This window comes from Halobacterium salinarum DSM 3754, from assembly GCF_008124605.1.
Classification (GTDB): Archaea; Halobacteriota; Halobacteria; order Halobacteriales; family Halobacteriaceae; genus Halobacterium; species Halobacterium salinarum.
In genome coordinates this window covers 182,381-198,877 of sequence record NZ_VRYN01000002.1, presented here as the reverse complement: position 1 = coordinate 198,877, position 16,497 = coordinate 182,381, and the positions used below count along the sequence as shown (strand labels likewise).

Genomic DNA, 16,497 nt, shown 5'->3' with positions numbered 1-16,497 from the left:
ACCCGAGAAGAAAAACCGCGTGTCCGCCGCGATCCCCGCCGGCTTCCCGGCTCAGTGATCGCCCTGGTCGTCGACGACGACGACCTCGCCGTCCGCCACGTCGACGTTGATCAGCGTCCGCACGTCCATGTCCGTGTCGTCGAGCTCGTTCGGCCCCGCCTTCTTGATGACCGCCAGCACGTCCGCGACGTCCGCGCCGGTCTGCTCCAAGGCGTCCGTGATCGCGCGCAGCGTCCCGCCGGTCGACAGCACGTCGTCGAGCACGAGCACGCGGTCGCCCTCGTGAACGTCGTTGATGTACATCTCGTTCTCCGAGTAGCCCGTCTCCTGGCTGAGCGCGACCTCGCCGGGCAGCCCGTACTCGCGCTTCCGAATGACCACGATCGGGATGTCGGTCATCAACGAGACCGCCGTGGAGATGTGGATCCCCATCGCTGCGGGGGTGACGATCTTGTCGACCTCGTCGAGCTCGGCCTTCCGAATGATGCGAATGACGATCTCCCGCAGCAACTCCGGCTCCAGCATCGGGACGCCGTCACTGATCGGATGTACGAAATAATGGTAACCGTCCTTCTCGATGATGGGGGCATCGAGCAGGGACTGCTTGAGCCGATCCATGCAGGAAATACTCGCGGGCCGACGAAAAGGTGACGGAACGGAATGCCCGTGGTACGCCCTACAGGGCGGTGATCGCCACGACGAACGCGGCCACAACCACAGCCACCACCAGGATGCTCGTGCTGTAGTCCGCCCGCAGTGACACCGGCGAATCCGTGTCACCGAGCAGCCGCCCGGCCACCGCGTCCGGCGCGCGAACGACGCCCGCGGTCGCGGACGCCGCCGCCACGACAACGCGATCCACGGCCGCGTACAGCTCGGTCACGCCGACTACGAGCGCCCGCGTGCCGTAGAACAGCACGCGGTTGTAGACGGCGTCGACGTCGGGCACCCGCCCAAGCCCCGATAGCGGTGCCTTCACGAGGACGAACCCGATCACGCCCAGGACGGCAAGCGCCACGCCCTCCGTGAGGTGGGACATCGTGTACGTCGTGTACACGTGGCCGACCGGCGGGTTCGTGGTCACGTCGATCGGGAGGATGCCGAACAACCCCTCGGGGTACAGCCCGTACCCCAGGCACAGCGCCGCGATCGCGACCATCGCGGCGGCCTGCCCGCGGTTGGCGTCTTTCACGGTGCCGTCGTAGCTCCCGTGGAAGAACGCGTAATACCCGAACTTGATGAACGACATGAACGTGCCGACGCCACCGAGCAACAACAACACCTGGAGGCCGGTGAACTCCCCGACAGTGACCAGCGGCGCGTGCATGTAGTGGCTCGCCGAGATGATGATGCCCTTCGAGACGAAGCCGTTGAACCCGGGGAACCCGCTGATCGACAGCGCCGCCACGGTGAACGCCCCGGCCGTGATCGGCATCTCGCGGGCGAGCCCGCCGAGCTTCGGGAGGCGCTCCTCACCGGTCCGGTAGACGATGACGCCCGCCGTCATGAACAACAACCCCTTGTAGAGGATGTGGTTGAACACGTGCGCGAACGCGCCGGCCTGTGCGAGCGCGGAGCCGATGCCCACGCCGGCCACCATGTACCCGACCTGTGACTGAATGTGATACGAGAGCAGCCGCCGCATGTCGTTTTGGAACAGCGCCATCATCGCGCCGAACACCGCCATCGCGCCACCCATGTACGCCACCGCCATGTTCCCGTGCTCGGGGAACACGCGATACAGCCCGTACACGCCGGTTTTCGTGGTGAACACGCACAGGAACACGCTGGCGGCGATGTGCGGGCGCGGGTAGGTGTCGGGCAGCCACGCGTGCAGCCCCACGAACCCGACGTTCACGCCGATCCCGAGCGCCGCCAACACGGGCGCGATGCTGCCCGCTAGCCCCGCCGTCTCGGGGCCGCCCGGCACCGACCCGAACAGGAACGTGCCCGTTTCGGCGAACTGCCAGATGATCGCGGCGAGCAACAGCGTCCCGCCGATGCCGTGGGCGAGCGCGTACCGGAACCCCGCACGCACGGCCTTCCCGCCGTAATGCCAGACCAGCAGCGTGCTCGTGGCGGCCATCAGCTCCCAGAAGAAGATGAGGGTGAGCCAGTCGCCCGCGAACACGGCACCCAGGCTGGTCCCCACGTACCCCAGCGCGAACGCGGTCTGGATGTTCTCGGCGTCGCTGGCGTACGAGTACACCACGCCGGCGGCGCCGATGAGCCCGAAGATCAGCCCCATCAGCGTCGAGAACGGGTCGACGTTGAGCAGGATCGCGTGGAACCCGAACAGCTTCACCGGCAGGTGTGCGCCCGTGGCGACCAGCCACACGTACGGCACCACGGCGGCCGACGCCACCGCGCCCAGCGCGTGCCCGGTTCGCCGCGACAGAAACGGCACCAGCAGCGCGGCCACCAACACCGGCACGAACGGCGGCACGAAGGTGTCGATCATACACCCACCACCCCCATCGCGGTCGCGGTGTCAACCACCGTCCGCACGAGGGACAGGAACACCGCGGTGTCCGGGATCACGCCCAGCACGATCGACCCGAACGCCGCGAACACCACCGGTCCGATGAGGAACCACGACCCCTCCGCGCCGGACACCGCCCGGCGCTCGAAGCCGCCGCCCTCGTGGCCGCCGTCGGCGCGGGTGTGTCCGCCCAGCCGGCCGCCGAGCGCCCCACTGACCAGGGGTTTCTCGTCGCTGTCACCCTGGGATTCGAAGAACGCCGTGTAGACGACCGGCCAGAAGTACGCGATGTTGAGCACGCCGGAGACCAACAGCGCCGCCGTGAACACGAGGTGGCCGCCCGTGACGGTGCCGATGAGCAGGAAATACTTGCTCACGAACCCGGCGACCAACGGGATGCCAGCCATCCCCGCGGCGGCGACCGCGAACGCCGTCATCGTCAGCGGCATGCGCTTGCCGATGCCGGCCATGTCCGAGATGTCGTCGGTGTGGGTTTCGACGTGCAACGCGCCCGCACAGAAGAACAGTGTGAGCTTCATGAACGCGTGTGCGGGGATATGCAACAGCCCCCCGATGAGCGCCCACTTGGTGGCGTCGGCCCCCGGGGTGGCTGCGCCGACAGCCAGCCCCAACACGATGTACGACAGCTGGCTCACCGTCGAGAACGCCAGCCGCCGCTTGAGGTTGTCCTGGCGGAGCGCGATGACGCTCGCCACGATGAGCGTGATCGCCGCGACGACCGCGACCGCCATGCCCACGTTGAGGTGGGCAACGAGGTCGATCCCGTAGACGTCCAAGAGCACGCGCGCGATCCCGAACACGCCGCTTTTCACGACCGCCACGGCGTGCAACAGCCCCGAGACGGGGGTGGGCGCAACCATCGCGTCGGGCAGCCAGGAGTGCAGCGGCATGAGCGCCGCCTTCACCCCGAACCCGGTGATGAGCAGGCCGAACGCCGCCCGCGCGAGCGTCGGGTCGGCGGTCGCGAGCCCGCCGATGCCGCCGGGCGCGAACGCGGTGGTGCCGGTGGCGTGGTAGACGAGCACGACGCCCGCGAGCACCGCGACGCCGCCACCGAACGTGTACGCGAGGTACTTCCGACCGGCCGCCCGCGCGGCGTCGGTTTCGTCATGGACGACCAGCGGGTACGTCGCGACGGTCAGCAGCTCGTAGGCCAGATACAACACCACGAGGTTCGCGGCGAACGCCACGGCGATCGCGGACGCGATGCTGCCCGCGAACGCGGCGAAATACCGGGTCTGGCTGTGCTCGCCGAGCCCCCGCATGTAGCCGATGCTGTAGAAGCTCGCCGCCAGCCACAGCGTGCTCGCCAGCAGCGCGAACAACACGCCGAGTGCGTCCGCCCGCAGCGCCAGCGAGACGCCCGGGACGAACGTGGACAGCGTGGTGACGTAGACGTCGCCCGCGATGGCACCCGGCACCATGCTGCCGACCAGGCCCAGCGTGAGCACGGACGCCAGCAGCGTCCAGCCCTCCCGGAGGTTCGGGCGGCTGCCCGACGCCAGGATCGGCGCGATGGCAACCACCGACACGAGCACCGCGGCCAGCGGCCGGAGTGAGGTGATTTCTGTCATGACAGAAGCTGTGTGAGTGTCGCCTGCATCTGTGTGCTGTACACGAACGCACCGAACCCGAGCGCAACGGCGCAGACGGTCGCGCCGACGACGGTCGCGTACATCCCCGTCGACGACGACGCCGGCGTCTCGGCGCCGTCGGAGCGGCCGTCAGCGGGCACCGTCGCGGGCGCCCGGAAGAACATCCGCTCGACGAGCCGCAGGAAGTACGCCAGCGTGAGCAGCGTGCTCGCCACGATCACGGCCAGCAGCGCCCACGATCCCGCCTCGGCAGCGCCGATCGCGATATACCACTTGCCCGCGAAGCCGACCGTCGGCGGCACTCCGACCATCGACACCGCGAGCACGCCGAACGCGCCCGCAGCAACCGGGCTGCGGTCGGCCAACCCGTCGAACTCGTCGATCGTTCGCGCGCCCGTCTCCGTCGCCACGACCCCCGCGGTGAGGAACAACCCGCCTTTCATGACCGCGTGCCCGACCAGGTGGATCGCCGCCCCGGTCAGCGCGGTGTCGTTCCCGATCGCGATCGCAGCCAGGATGAGGCCGAACTGCGACACCGAGGAGTACGCGAGCACGCGCTTGATCTCGGACTGGGAGACCGCAAGCAGGCTTCCCGCGACGATGCTGACGACGGCGCCGCCGATCAGGATCGCCCGAGCGACCGGCGTCGAATCGAGGAACCCAGCGCCGAACACGGTGTACACCACGCGCAACAGCGCGTACGCCGCGACGGTGGAGACGAGCGCGGAGATGAGCGCGCTCACGGTGTCGGGTGCGCCCGCGTACGCGTCGGGCTGCCAGGTGTGCAGCGGGAACACGGCCACCTTGATGAACAACCCAACGACGATGAGCGCGAACGCCGCCTGCGCGAGCACGGGGTCAGCATCCGCGAGCTTCGCGGCCAGGTCGGCCATGTTCAGTGTGCCGGTGCCGACGTACGCGTACCCGATCCCCAGCAGGAACAGCGACGCGCCGAACGTCCCCACGAGGAGGTATTTCAGGGCGGCGACCGTCGACCGGCTGTCCTCGCCGGCTGCCACCAGCGCGTACGCCGTCAGCCCCGTGATCTCCAGGAAGACGTACATGTTGAACAGGTCCGCGGTGACGGTCATCCCGGACAGCCCGGCCACCAGCAGCATGTAGATCGCGTAGAACGCGTTCGACCGTGGGCCCGCGCGGCGGGCGTACGCCAGCACACCCAGGGACACCACCGCGACCAACACCAGCACCGTCGCCGACAGCCCGTCGACGACCAGTTCGATCCCGAACGGCGTCTCGAAGCCGCCGACGACGTACGCGATCCGGGCGGGCCCGGCGCCGAACGTCGCCGCGGCCAGCACGCCGGCGACGGCGACCTGAGCCAGCGACGCGACGGCCGCGACCGGCCACCCGGTCTTCGGGCGCGCGATCCCGGCCGCGAACGCCAGCACCGACCCGAAGATCGGGACCGCAACCACGAACGGAACCAGATCAGTCACTGCTGCGCACCTCCTTGAGCGTGCGCTCGTCGAGCGTCCCGTAGTCGTCGTAGATGCGCACGATCATCCCGAGCGCGACCGCGGTCAGCGCCACCCCGACGACGATCGCGGTCAGGATGAGCACGTGGGGCACCGGGCTGACGTGTGGCGTCTCGGATGTCAACAGCGGCGGGGTGCCGCCCTCGACGTACGCCGACGCGATGAAAAACAGGAAGATGCCCGTCTGGAAGATGTTCATGCCGATGACCTTCTTCACGAGATTACCGGCAGCGATCATGACGTACGTTCCGATCCCGATCAGCAGGAACGACGCGATGTAGTAGTCTTTCGCCGCGAGTGCTTCCATCATTTGTCGTTGCCTCCGTCGTCGCTCGTCCCGGCGTCGATGGCGATGAACAACCCCGTGATGGTGCTCGCCACGATCGCGCCGATGAACAACTCGATGATCTCGATACTGTACTTGCTGGCGTGGTGCCCGCCGAACACGGAGACGTCCAGGAACGCACCGCCCAACAGGACCGTGCTGGACGCGACGGCGAGGAACGCCGTGACGCCGCCGACGACGATCGCCACGAGCAGCCGCTCCCCGACCCACTCCCTGACCGGGTCGATGCCGAACGCGATCCCCAGCATCAACATCACCGTCGCGACGATGACGCCGCCCTGGAAGCCGCCGCCGGCCGAATCCGCGCCGTGGAACATCACGAACAGCCCGTAGGTGAACACGAACGGCGACACCACCCGGACCGTTCCCATGATGATCGAGCTCTCGATGTACGACTGGCGCTGCGACGACGAGGGGCGGTCGCTCATGCGAACACCTCCCGGCGCAACACCACGAGCAGTCCGACGCCCGCCGAGTAGACGACGACCGCCTCACCAAGGGTGTCGAACCCACGGTACGACGCCAGCACGGCCGTCACGACGTTTTTCACGCCCGCCTCGTGGTAGGCGTGGTCGATGTAGTACCGCGTCACCTCCGACGTGACCGCGATGTTGCTGGGGTCGCCGATCGTCGGCAGCGCGTGCACCGTCGTCAACAGCGCCCCGACGAGCACCACGGCGGCACCGAACGCGGGCACGTTGAGGCGCTCGAACACCGCCTCGTCACCGGGACGCACGGTCTTGGCGATCGTCAGCAGGAACAACACGGTGGTGACGCCGGCACCCACTGCCGCCTCGGTCAGCCCGACGTCGGGTGCCTGCAACACCACCCAGACGACCGCAACGCCGAGGCTGTACGTCGCGAACGCGATGATCGACGCGAGCACGTCACGGAGCACGGTGGTCGCAAGCGCCGTTGCGACCACGAACACCAACAGCGGGAGTTCGATGTTCATTCCCCATCACCTCCCTCGTGGTCGTCGGCTGTCCACGGGTCGATTCCCTGGTCGGCGGCGGCGCGCGCGATCGCGTGCGCCGCGGTCGGGTTCGTGATGAACATGAATACCAACAGCAGGCCGGCTTTCAGACTCGACAGGCCGCCGCCGAACGCGACGGCGACGGCTGCGAGCGCGAGTCCGGCACCCAGGGTGTCGCTTTTCGACGCGCCGTGGGCGCGCGTGTAGATGTCGGGCAGCCGCAGCAGGCCAACGGCGGCGACGAACGTGAAGAAGACGCCACCGGCGAGCAACACGCCGGCGGCGATCGTGGTCGGCGTCACAGCACCCCACCCCGTTCGACCGTGAACTTCGAGATGGCGATGCTCATCAGGAAGTTCAACAGCGCGTACACGATGGCGATGTCCAGGGCCGCCGTCAGCTCCGTGGCCGCGCCGACGAGCGCCAGGATCACCACGATGTTCGTGCCGATGGCGTTCACGCCGATGACGCGGTCCTGCATCGTCGGTCCGACGAGCACCCGGTACAACACGACCGCCGACAGCAGGATGAACGCGCCGGCACCGGCCAACAGCACCTCGGACAGCAGTGTCACTCCGAGTCACCCGCGTTGGTGTCGGTGCGCGATGCCGACTGTGCGCTGTCGATGCCGGCACTGTCGACGCTCCCGTCCGGGGTTTCGCCGCGCTCGGACGGGGTCGCCGACCGCATCGCCGCCCGCCCGTAGAAGACGAACCGAACGGCGCGTTCGAGCCCGCCCGCAAGCAGGTCGCGGCGGGCGTCAGCGGTGAGGCTGTGCACCGTGAAATGTCGCTGTGTCACGTCCACGGTCAGCGTCCCGGGTGTCAGCGTGATGCTGTTCGCGAGCGTCGTTGCGGGCAGCTCCGACCACACCGCGGCGTCGAACTCCACGACGGCCGGGTCGATCGGGAGCCGGGGATGCAACACCACCTTCGCGATCGCGACGTTCGCTTTCGCGATCTCCCACAGCAGGTACGGCGCGTACACCAGCATGCGGCCGACGCGACCGACCAGCCGGCGCGGGCGCACCGACCCCTGCGTGGAGACACGGCGCAGCACGCCCGCGACGATGGTTGCGGTGATCGCGCCCGTGATGAGGTTGACGGTCGTGAGCTCGGTGGCGATGAGCTGGTAGAACCCGAACGCCGCGCCGAACAGCAGCGCGAACTGCCCCAGGCCGGCCGATCGCGTGATCGGACCGCGCCGGGTCGCGCGCTCGACGGGTGCGAGCTCGGTTGTCAGCCCGGCGGCCTCCAGCTCGCGCTCCAACGGCGGGAGTAGCGGTGCCATCCCCAGGGGGTTGAACCGTGGGTCAAGCACGACCGCAGTGACCCCGTTTTCACGCGCGTATGCGCCGAAGACGTCGGCGTAATCGCCCGGGTTGAACAGATAGACGTCCAGCCCGACCAGGCTCGTCTCGATGGCGACCCTCGATGCGTCGTCGCCGAGATCGTCGGTGGCCCACACCGACACCCGATCGAGCAACGCTTCGGCCTCGGCTGCAGCCGCGCTGTCGGCCGCGTTCGCCGGCCGCTCGGAGACCGGGCAGACGAAATGAAGCGTCGGCGTTCCGTCGCGTTCCTGCGCGCGGTCGGCCGCATGGGAGACGGTCTGCCTGACCGTCTCGGAGTCCGCAACCGGGATCAGCAGGTCGTTATCCGCCATCACTCACCTCCGGCGGTTCGGACCGCGCACTGCCAGGCGGCCGCGTGACTGTCGTCATTGTCGTGTGTGAAGGGTCGTGATACCCGATGTTGATACCTTCGGTTTCTCGGATGAGCGCCGGTTCTCCCGGCGTCCTATCACCTCCCCGACCGGACCGCCGACACGCGCGCTACGCGAACACAGCCAGGCGCTCCGCGATCCGCGCACCGAGGCCGCGCTTGTGGCCGGCGTACTCGCTGACGGAGTCCGCGGTGACGAACAGTGCGCGGGTTTCGTCGTTGCCCATCACGCCGGCGTCGTTGGCAACCACGAACGCCAGCCCGTCCCGCTGGAGGAGCGAGCGCGCCGCGGCCACCATGCTGTCGTCGCCTGCCGTCCCGTCGTCGGCCGGCGTTTCGGCCTTGAACCCGACGATCGGGAGGTCGGGGTTGTCGTCCCGAACCGCCCCCACCAGCTTCCGCGTCGGCTCCAACGACAGCGCCACGTCCTCGCGGCCCGACCGCAGCTTCTCGTCGGCCGCCTCGACGGTATAATCGCTGATCGCCGCCGCCGACACCAGCGCGTCGGCGTCCGCACAGGCCGTCAGCGTGGCCGCTGTCATTTCGGCGGCCGACGACACGTCACGCACGTCCGCGTACGGCACTGCCCCGCCGTCGCTCGCGTCGTGGACGAGCGTGACCCGCGCGCCGCGGACGTAACACGCCGCGGCGACCGCCCGCCCCGTCCGCCCGGACGCCCGGTTGGTCAACACCCGCACCGGGTCGATCGCCTCGCTCGTCGCGCCCGACGTCACGACCACGTGCGTGCCCGCAAGCGGCTGCTCGCCGGCCGCGCGTGCCGTCTCGTGGACGATCGTGGACTCACGGGGGAGCTTCGCTTTCCCCTCCTCGATGCGCGGATCGACGACCGACACCCCCCACGAAGACACGCGATCGATCGCGTCACGAACGCCGGGGTGGTCGTACATCGGCTCGTGCATCGCCGGCACAACCACCACCGGCACGTCAGCGCCCACCGCAGTCGTCACACACGTCGTCACCGGCGAGTCGTCGACCGCCGCCGCGATCTTCCCCACTGTGTTCGCCGTCGCCGGTGCAACCACGAACACGTCCGCCCATCCGTCCCGGCCGCACAGCTCGACGTGCGGAACCGTGCCCGTGATCTCCGTCACGACCGGGTTCTCGGTAGCGAACTCCACCGCCCACGGGTGGATGATCCCCTGCGCGCTCTCAGTCATCACCGCGCGGACGCACGCGCCGCGCCGGCGAAGCTCGTGGACGAACTCCACGACTTTCACCGCCGCAATACTGCCGGTCACACCCACCGCGACGTTCACTCCGGAGAGCATTCGGGTTCGACTCAGTGAGCCGGCGTCTTAAATCGCTGTACTCCACGCCCCGCCGGTGCCGGCCACGCCGCGGTACGACTAAGCCACCGGCGGCCCACGTAGATCCGTGGCCACCCTCGAAGTCACCACCACCGTCCACGTGCCGCCCCACGAAGCCTACACGTTCCTCGCTGACTTCCCCGGGTACGCGCAGTACTCGGCGTACCTGGAGTCGGTCACACAACACGGCGACGGCGGCCCCGGCACCGAGTACGACCTCACGTTCGCCTGGTGGAAGCTCTCACAGACGGTTCGCTCCCGGGTCACCGACACCGACCCCCCGGCGCGCATCAGCTGGGAGATCCTGGGCAGCCTCGACGCCGCCGGCGACTGGCTGATCGCCGACGCCGACGCCGGCGCAGCCGTCTCGTTCGTCGTCACCTACGACCCGGGCAGCGCGCGCGGCCTCATCGACCTGCCGGCGTTCGTCTCCTTCGACTGGGTGGCCGACCGCGTCACCGAGAAAATCGCCGAGGAAGGCCAGCGCGTCGTCGAGCGCGTCGTCGAGGACCTCGAAGGCGAACCACGCCCCGTCGAGCTGGACGTCACGCTGACGTGACCGCAGGCGTTACTCGCCGTAGTCGCCGCCGTACTTCATGAAGAAATACGCCAACCCCAGCACGGACGTCATCGACCCCATCGCTCCGACGGCCATCGTCTTCGCGGAATCCGGGACGATCGTCTGGTAGCCCTTGTTCTCCGGCGGGCTGTCAGTCACGATGATGGTGCCTTTCATCCCCAGCGAGGCGTGTGGCGTACAGACGTAGTTGTACTCCCCCGTCGGACCGTCGAACGTGTGGGTGTACTCCTTCGGCGGTCCAGCGATATCCGTGCTCACGCCCCAGTCGGCGTCGCCCGGCACCTCCGTGGCGTGGACGTTGTGGCCGCCGGACTCCCAGACGAACCGCACTTTCGTACCGGGTTTGACGTACATCTCCGCGGGCTTGAAGACGTTACTCCCGTTGGGGCCGACTTTCACGACTTTCTCCCCGCCGCCGTCACCGCCCTCGCCTTCGGCTGCCGCCGCCGTGCCCGTGGCCGCTGCACCCGCAGCGGCAGCCACGCCGCCGCGAAGGACGCTCCGCCGGGACACCCCCACATCGGTCTCGGAGTTCATACGTGCGGCTAAGGAATCACGGCTACTGAAGACTTTGGTTTGTCCGTTCGCCACACGCCCCCGTGAGGCCGCCACCGACAACGCGCGTCCGCACGTCCGTCGTTCCAGAACGCTTATCATTGGTGGTACCGACGACCCTCCCATGTCCACTGTCGAGTCCGAACTCCGCGAGGAACTCACCGACGCGTTCGCAACCGCCGACTATCCCGTCAAAAACCAGATGGGGCTCGTGCCGGCGCTCCCAAGCGGCCCCTCGACGTCCTTCGAGGCCGGCGGCGAATCCTGGACGGCGATGGAGCTGGCCACCAAGCTCTCGAGCCGCGCGGACTTCCCCTACGACTCCGTCGACACCCTCGTCGACGACGTGATCGCCGGCCTCAAAGACGAAGACGAGCTGTAGCTCGCTGTTCTTCCATAACTTCTTAGCCCACGCCCCGCGTCCGCCCCGCTATGACCGACTGGATCGGCGACACGTTCACCAGCACCACCGGCTGGACGCACCTCCAACGACTCGTTGACACCCCCACCCGGATGGCGGGCAGCGACGGCGAACGCGAGGCCGCCGCCGCAACCCGGGACGCGCTCGCACAGCACGCCGACGACGCGTGGCTCGATACGTTCCCGGTCCAGGGGTGGACGCGCGGCGACAGCGCCATCGAGACGCCCGCCGACACCACCGCGGACACCATCGCACTCCCGCGCAGTCCCGCCGGGACCGCCGCCGGCGAGTTCGTCGACCTCAGCTACGGACTGCCCGGGGACTTCGAGGACGCCGACCTCGACGGCGCGATCGTGATGGTCGCCGCCGACGTGCCCGACTGGTACGACCGCCACCTCCACCGCCGAGAGAAATACGCCCACGCCGTCGCGGCCGGTGCCGCCGGCTTCGTATACATGAACCACGTCGCGGGCTGTCTCCCGGCGACCGGCAGCGTCGGCACCGGCGACGACCCGATCGGCGAGATCCCCGCGGTCGGCGTCTCCACGGAGACGGGAACCCGGCTCTCCCGGCGCTTCGAGCACGACACCGTCACGCTCACCGTCGACGCCGACACGCACGACGCCACCAGCCAGAACGTCCACGCGACACTCGGCCCGGACACCGACGCCGAGCTACTGGTCACCAGCCACGTCGACGCCCACGACATCACGGACGGGGCGATGGACAACGGTGCCGGCACTGCGATGGCCGTCGAGCTCGCACGCATCCTGGCCGCCCGGGAGTCGGCGCTCGACACGCGTGTTCACTTCGTCTGTTTCGGTGCCGAAGAGGTCGGGCTCGTCGGCTCACACCACGACGCCGCCCAGCGCGACCTCGACGACGTTCGCGCGGTGCTCAACCTCGACGGCGTGGTGCGCGAGCGCACGCTCAAGCTGTACACCCACCGCTTCGACGCGCTCGGGGACGCCGCCAACGCGGTCAGCGACACGTTCGCCCACCCGATCACGGTCGCCCCAGCCCTCAACCCCCACTCCGACCACTGGGCGTACGTCAAACACGGCGTTCCCGGCTACCACGCCACCAGCGACGCCGCCGGCGGCCGCGGCTGGGGGCACACGTCCGCCGACACGCTCGACAAACTCGAACTCCGGACGTTCCGCGAGCACGCTATCCTCCTCGCCGCGCTCGCGGCTCGCCTGGCCGACGACGGCTTCGCGGTCGCGCACGCCAGTGAGGCCGACGTTGCCGCCGGCTTGACGGACGCAGGCCTCGCCGAAGGCATGCAGATCACCGGCGACTGGCCGTACTAGTCGCCACGCCGCCACACTCCCGGCGTCCGGGTCGCGCCCGTCGGGTTTTTGTGAGTCGCGGTCCCCGATGTTACCGATGAGACAGACGCCGACTTCCGGAGCGCTGTCGCCACCGCCGCAACCGGGGTTGTGGCCGCGGTGACACTCCACGTCGCTGTCCGCGGCGACAGCACCGCCCCCACGGTCGCGACGCTCACCGCGAGCGACGACGCAACCCTGGTTGGGGACGCCGCAGCCGCTGACATCGTCGTCGCGGTCGGTGACGCCGGGCTCCGTGCGGCCGCGCTGTCCGACGTCGCGCCCGCCGCCCAGCCGCCGGTGGTGCCGGTCGACGTCGACGCCGCCCCCGACAGCGTCGCCCCCGCCGACACCACCGACGCGATCGCCGCTGTCGCCGCCGGCTCGTACACGGTCGTCGACCACCCCACGTTCGACGTGACCACGCCGACCACCGACGCGCGCGCGATCGCCGACGTGTCGCTGATGACGACCGCGCCCGCGAAGATCTCCGAGTACACGGTCTCGACGCCCGACCGGACCGTGGCGTCGGTCCGCGCCGACGGGATCGTCGCCGCCACACCACTCGGGAGCCATGGATACGCCGCCGACGCCGGCGGCCCGCACCTCGCCCCCGGCGTCTCGGCGGCCGCCGTCGTTCCCGTCTCGCCGTTCCGCGTCGACCGCACCAACTGGGTCGTCTGCCCGCCGGTCTCGGTCACGGTGGCCCGCGACGAAACCACCGTCGAACTCCACGCCGACGGGCACGCCCACGGCCGCGTCCCCGTCGACAGCCCCGTCACGCTGTCCTGGGGGACGCCGCTCCCGATCGCGGTGGTGTCCCACGCCGGGACGCACGGCGATTAAGCGATTGGAAAAGACATAATACTGCGTCCCACCGAAACCCGACCATGGTAGACCCCTCGGTCGCGATCTTCGGGCCCCTTGACACGTTGGTCGCGCCATACCTCGAATATGCGATCCTGGCGCTCGCGGTCCTGAACTTCGTCAGCCGACGCATCGCGCACGCACAACACGTCACGCAGGCCGCCGACGGTCCCGAAGCGCTCAGCCGACACTGGTTCCACTCGTTCACCACGTGGGGCCTCGTCATCACGACGCTGTACTACCTCACACTCCACCACCACGCTGGAATGGTGCTGTCGGTGCTCGTGCTCGGCGTGTTCTTCGCCGACTTCTTCGAGTTCGAAGCCCGGAAAGTCGAAGCACGCGACGGCCGCAGCCTCGAACGCCCCAAGGGCGCGCTCGTCGCTGCGACCTTCATGCTGCTGTACGTCGCCTACCTCAGCCTGTTTTTCATCGTCAAGCCGCTGTGGACGCAGGTCGTCTGATCGTCACGCTCGCGGCTCCGGCCTGCCGACGTTCTCCGTTTCGATGCCCGCTGTGGCGCGTTCCGAGTGATCTAACAGCACGCCGCCCGCCCGCTTAATTCGAGGCGTACGTCGCGTACGCTTCACGGCCCAACGGCAGGCCGATCCAGAAGAACAACGCCCCGATGATCGCCACCCAGAACGCCCCCTCCAACAGCACGACCGCCATCTGGTCGTACATGGTTAGGTTGCTTGGCACCTCACTGATGAGCTGGCCGTGCCCGAACTCCGGCGTCCGGTACCACCCCGCCATGATCATCCACACGAGGCCACCGCCGGTCAACATGCCCAGCCCCTTGATGAATTCGTCAGCCATTGTTTGGTTGTTGGTCGTCGCTGTTCTTATCCGTTGCCATTCCACGGGCCCGGAACCGGGACGCGAACGCGTACACCAGGCCGCCGGCCGCGATCAGCCCGATACCCAACACCGCGAACGGGACGCTCACCTCACTGGCTTTGGCCGACGCGCTCTTCGTCGCCGCGTCGAGCGCCACGAACCCCCCGACGACCGTCACGATCGCGAACAACGTCGAAAACACGGTCACGGTCTTGTAGAGGCGCTCGGGAACAACGATACTGCGTGAATCGTCACCCATCACGGTACTGTGGGGGTGCTGGCTACTTTACTGCGACGGAACCACAGCTCACCGGGAGCCGACACGCGAAAAAACGACGCCGCAAGCGGGCCGCTACTTCGGCGGCCGCAGCTTGTAATACCGCTTGTTCAGGTCGTACATGTACCCCTCGCGCATCGTCTTCAGGATGGCGTACGCGACCGCACCCGCCATCGGCGGGATGAGGAACGCCAGATCGAAGCTCAGATGCGGGTTCAACGGGAGGTGGGTTTTCGCCGAGTACGCGCTGATGGTGAACGCGAACACGACACCCATCACGCCGACGGACGCCCAGAACGGCTGCTCGACGGGGCGTCGTGCGCTCCCCTTGTTGAGGAACGGCACGATGGCAATGAACCCGACCACAACGACGTTCGCGAGCACGCCGAACGTCCGGTCGGCCAGCAGCTTCTGGCCGCCGAGGATGGCGAGCTCGGGGTTCAACGCGCTGAGCTTCAACAGCCCGAACGACCAGTACAGATACCAGTCGGGCAGGATCACGGCCGGCGTCGTGCTGGGGTTGGCCGGCTGTCCGAGGTGCGGCGGCAGCGTCGCGCCGAGGAACAGGATCATGCCCACGAAGAAGCTCGTGATCGCGAGGTTCCGCACGAGCTCGTGGGGCCACGTCGGGAACGCCAGCACGTCCCGCTCGACGTAGTCCGACTCCTGGCGGAGGTCTTGGTCCTCGCGGCGCGACCGCTCGAAGTACTCGTAGGTCAGCCGCGACAGCCCCGTCGTTCGTTCTTTCCGTTCGCGCCACGTGGGCGTCTCGTCGTCGGGTGAGACGATCCCCGTGCCGTCGGTGCGAGCGTCCTCGTCCGTTGGTTGGTCGTCACTCATTGTGTTAGTGGGGTTCTGCGATGCCCTGCATCCACACCAGCCCGAGGTGGATCGCGATCACGGTTGTCACCACGAACGGCAACAGGAACACGTGCAGGAGGTACATCCGCTGGAGCGTTGCCTGTCCGAGCGAGAACCCACCGAACATCAACTGGGCGACCCAGTCGCCGACCAGTGGGATCGAGAGGCTCATCTCGACACCGATCTGTCCCGCCCAGTACGCGAGCTGGTCCCACGGCAGGAGGTAGCCCGTGTACCCGAACACCATCGTCAGGCTGAGCAGGACGATGCCGATGAGCCAGTTGACTTCGCGGGGTTCCTTGTACGAGCCCGTGAAGTACACGCGCAGCATGTGCAGGAAGACCGCGGCGGTCATGACCTGTGCGGCCCACCGGTGCAGCGACCGCAGGAAGAACCCGAAGTTCAGATCGGTCATGATCCCCGCGACCGCACAGTACGCCACCGTGCTCCCGTCGACGCCACAGGTCGCCGCGGCCGCCGACGGCGAATAGTAGAACCCAAGCAGGGCCCCGGAGATCGCCGCGACGACGTACGACAGCGTCGAGAAGAACCCAAGCGAGTACAGCGGATACCAGTACCAGAACTTGTTGTCGAGGTTGTACTGTTCGGTGTGGCTTTTCGGCATCTGGAGGTTGACGCGGTAGTACAGCGTCTCCAGGAGTTCCAAGTAATCGACAATGCGGAGGCGGCGGTCGAGCCACACCAGCACCGTGAGGAACGTGCTCTCGATGGCCGTCAGATCCTTCTCCTTGATCCAGGCCTTGTGGTCGTGGTCGTCTTTGCGTTCAATGCTCATT

The 16,497-nt window shown here is 68.1% G+C and carries 21 protein-coding genes; 5 read left to right on the top strand and 16 right to left on the bottom strand.

The window, feature by feature from the left end; translation table 11 throughout:
* Positions 1-51: 51 nt before the first annotated feature.
* The 11 genes from hpt to coaBC form a co-directional block, all read right to left on the bottom strand.
* On the bottom strand, positions 52-618 hold the full coding sequence (gene hpt, locus APQ99_RS06130) for a hypoxanthine/guanine phosphoribosyltransferase (RefSeq protein WP_010902373.1): 567 nt from the start codon (positions 616-618) through the stop codon (positions 52-54).
* Positions 619-676: 58 nt separating this feature from the next.
* Positions 677-2,461 (bottom strand): Na(+)/H(+) antiporter subunit D, encoded by a 1,785-nt coding sequence (locus APQ99_RS06125; protein WP_010902374.1) that lies wholly within the window; start codon positions 2,459-2,461, stop codon positions 677-679.
* Positions 2,458-4,077, bottom strand: a complete 1,620-nt coding sequence (locus tag APQ99_RS06120; protein WP_010902375.1) for a cation:proton antiporter — start codon at positions 4,075-4,077, stop codon at positions 2,458-2,460. Before APQ99_RS06120 ends, APQ99_RS06125 begins: the two co-directional genes overlap by 4 nt.
* Positions 4,074-5,555, bottom strand: coding sequence for a monovalent cation/H+ antiporter subunit D family protein (locus APQ99_RS06115; protein WP_012289183.1), 1,482 nt, complete (start codon positions 5,553-5,555; stop codon positions 4,074-4,076). The genes APQ99_RS06120 and APQ99_RS06115 overlap by 4 nt, the downstream gene beginning before the upstream one ends.
* Entirely contained in the window at positions 5,548-5,904 is a 357-nt protein-coding gene (locus APQ99_RS06110; protein WP_010902377.1) for a cation:proton antiporter subunit C, read from the bottom strand. The genes APQ99_RS06115 and APQ99_RS06110 overlap by 8 nt, the downstream gene beginning before the upstream one ends.
* A complete protein-coding gene (locus APQ99_RS06105; RefSeq protein ID WP_010902378.1) occupies positions 5,901-6,368 on the bottom strand; it encodes a Na(+)/H(+) antiporter subunit B in 468 nt (155 codons plus the stop codon). Before APQ99_RS06105 ends, APQ99_RS06110 begins: the two co-directional genes overlap by 4 nt.
* Positions 6,365-6,895 carry a DUF4040 domain-containing protein gene (locus APQ99_RS06100; RefSeq protein ID WP_010902379.1) on the bottom strand — a complete coding sequence of 177 codons (531 nt, stop codon included), beginning with the start codon at positions 6,893-6,895 and terminating at the stop codon, positions 6,365-6,367. Before APQ99_RS06100 ends, APQ99_RS06105 begins: the two co-directional genes overlap by 4 nt.
* A complete protein-coding gene (mnhG, locus tag APQ99_RS06095) occupies positions 6,892-7,218 on the bottom strand; it encodes a monovalent cation/H(+) antiporter subunit G (RefSeq protein ID WP_010902380.1) in 327 nt (108 codons plus the stop codon). Before mnhG ends, APQ99_RS06100 begins: the two co-directional genes overlap by 4 nt.
* Positions 7,215-7,490 carry a cation:proton antiporter gene (locus APQ99_RS06090; RefSeq protein ID WP_010902381.1) on the bottom strand — a complete coding sequence of 92 codons (276 nt, stop codon included), beginning with the start codon at positions 7,488-7,490 and terminating at the stop codon, positions 7,215-7,217. Before APQ99_RS06090 ends, mnhG begins: the two co-directional genes overlap by 4 nt.
* Positions 7,487-8,581 carry a monovalent cation/H+ antiporter subunit E gene (locus APQ99_RS06085; RefSeq protein ID WP_010902382.1) on the bottom strand — a complete coding sequence of 365 codons (1,095 nt, stop codon included), beginning with the start codon at positions 8,579-8,581 and terminating at the stop codon, positions 7,487-7,489. The genes APQ99_RS06090 and APQ99_RS06085 overlap by 4 nt, the downstream gene beginning before the upstream one ends.
* 169 nt (positions 8,582-8,750) lie before the next feature.
* The gene (coaBC, locus tag APQ99_RS06080; protein WP_010902383.1) at positions 8,751-9,929 is read right to left on the bottom strand and encodes a bifunctional phosphopantothenoylcysteine decarboxylase/phosphopantothenate--cysteine ligase CoaBC; all 1,179 of its coding nucleotides are present in this window, start codon (positions 9,927-9,929) and stop codon (positions 8,751-8,753) included.
* 106 nt (positions 9,930-10,035) lie between these two features.
* On the opposite strand from coaBC, the gene APQ99_RS06075 reads away from it, so the two are divergent.
* Positions 10,036-10,527: an SRPBCC family protein gene (locus APQ99_RS06075; protein WP_012289184.1), complete on the top strand. Its 492-nt coding sequence runs from the start codon at positions 10,036-10,038 to the stop codon at positions 10,525-10,527.
* Between the two features lie 9 nt (positions 10,528-10,536).
* Here the strand turns inward: APQ99_RS06075 and APQ99_RS06070 are convergent, their stop codons facing one another.
* Positions 10,537-11,085: a plastocyanin/azurin family copper-binding protein gene (locus tag APQ99_RS06070; RefSeq protein ID WP_012289185.1), complete on the bottom strand. Its 549-nt coding sequence runs from the start codon at positions 11,083-11,085 to the stop codon at positions 10,537-10,539.
* 142 nt (positions 11,086-11,227) lie between these two features.
* On the opposite strand from APQ99_RS06070, the gene APQ99_RS06065 reads away from it, so the two are divergent.
* From APQ99_RS06065 to APQ99_RS06050, 4 genes are all read left to right on the top strand, one after another.
* Positions 11,228-11,485: an MTH865 family protein gene (locus tag APQ99_RS06065; protein ID WP_010902385.1), complete on the top strand. Its 258-nt coding sequence runs from the start codon at positions 11,228-11,230 to the stop codon at positions 11,483-11,485.
* A gap of 50 nt (positions 11,486-11,535) precedes the next feature.
* Positions 11,536-12,837 carry a M28 family peptidase gene (locus APQ99_RS06060; RefSeq protein WP_010902386.1) on the top strand — a complete coding sequence of 434 codons (1,302 nt, stop codon included), beginning with the start codon at positions 11,536-11,538 and terminating at the stop codon, positions 12,835-12,837.
* Positions 12,838-12,975: 138 nt separating this feature from the next.
* The gene (locus APQ99_RS06055) at positions 12,976-13,701 is read left to right on the top strand and encodes an NAD(+)/NADH kinase (RefSeq protein ID WP_157849919.1); all 726 of its coding nucleotides are present in this window, start codon (positions 12,976-12,978) and stop codon (positions 13,699-13,701) included.
* A gap of 44 nt (positions 13,702-13,745) precedes the next feature.
* Positions 13,746-14,186 carry a DUF7313 family protein gene (locus tag APQ99_RS06050; RefSeq protein ID WP_010902388.1) on the top strand — a complete coding sequence of 147 codons (441 nt, stop codon included), beginning with the start codon at positions 13,746-13,748 and terminating at the stop codon, positions 14,184-14,186.
* A 94-nt stretch (positions 14,187-14,280) separates the two neighbouring features.
* Here APQ99_RS06050 and APQ99_RS06045 read toward each other — a convergent pair whose 3' ends face one another.
* The 4 genes from APQ99_RS06045 to APQ99_RS06030 form a co-directional block, all read right to left on the bottom strand.
* On the bottom strand, positions 14,281-14,541 hold the full coding sequence (locus APQ99_RS06045) for a DUF7314 family protein (RefSeq protein WP_010902389.1): 261 nt from the start codon (positions 14,539-14,541) through the stop codon (positions 14,281-14,283).
* Complete coding sequence (locus tag APQ99_RS06040; RefSeq protein WP_010902390.1) at positions 14,534-14,821, bottom strand: DUF7315 family membrane protein; 288 nt, start codon at positions 14,819-14,821, stop codon at positions 14,534-14,536. The genes APQ99_RS06045 and APQ99_RS06040 overlap by 8 nt, the downstream gene beginning before the upstream one ends.
* 93 nt (positions 14,822-14,914) lie before the next feature.
* Positions 14,915-15,679, bottom strand: a complete 765-nt coding sequence (locus APQ99_RS06035; protein ID WP_010902391.1) for a cytochrome b family protein — start codon at positions 15,677-15,679, stop codon at positions 14,915-14,917.
* 4 nt (positions 15,680-15,683) lie between these two features.
* Positions 15,684-16,496 (bottom strand): cytochrome b, encoded by an 813-nt coding sequence (locus APQ99_RS06030; protein WP_010902392.1) that lies wholly within the window; start codon positions 16,494-16,496, stop codon positions 15,684-15,686.
* Between the last annotated feature and the right edge of the window lies 1 nt (position 16,497).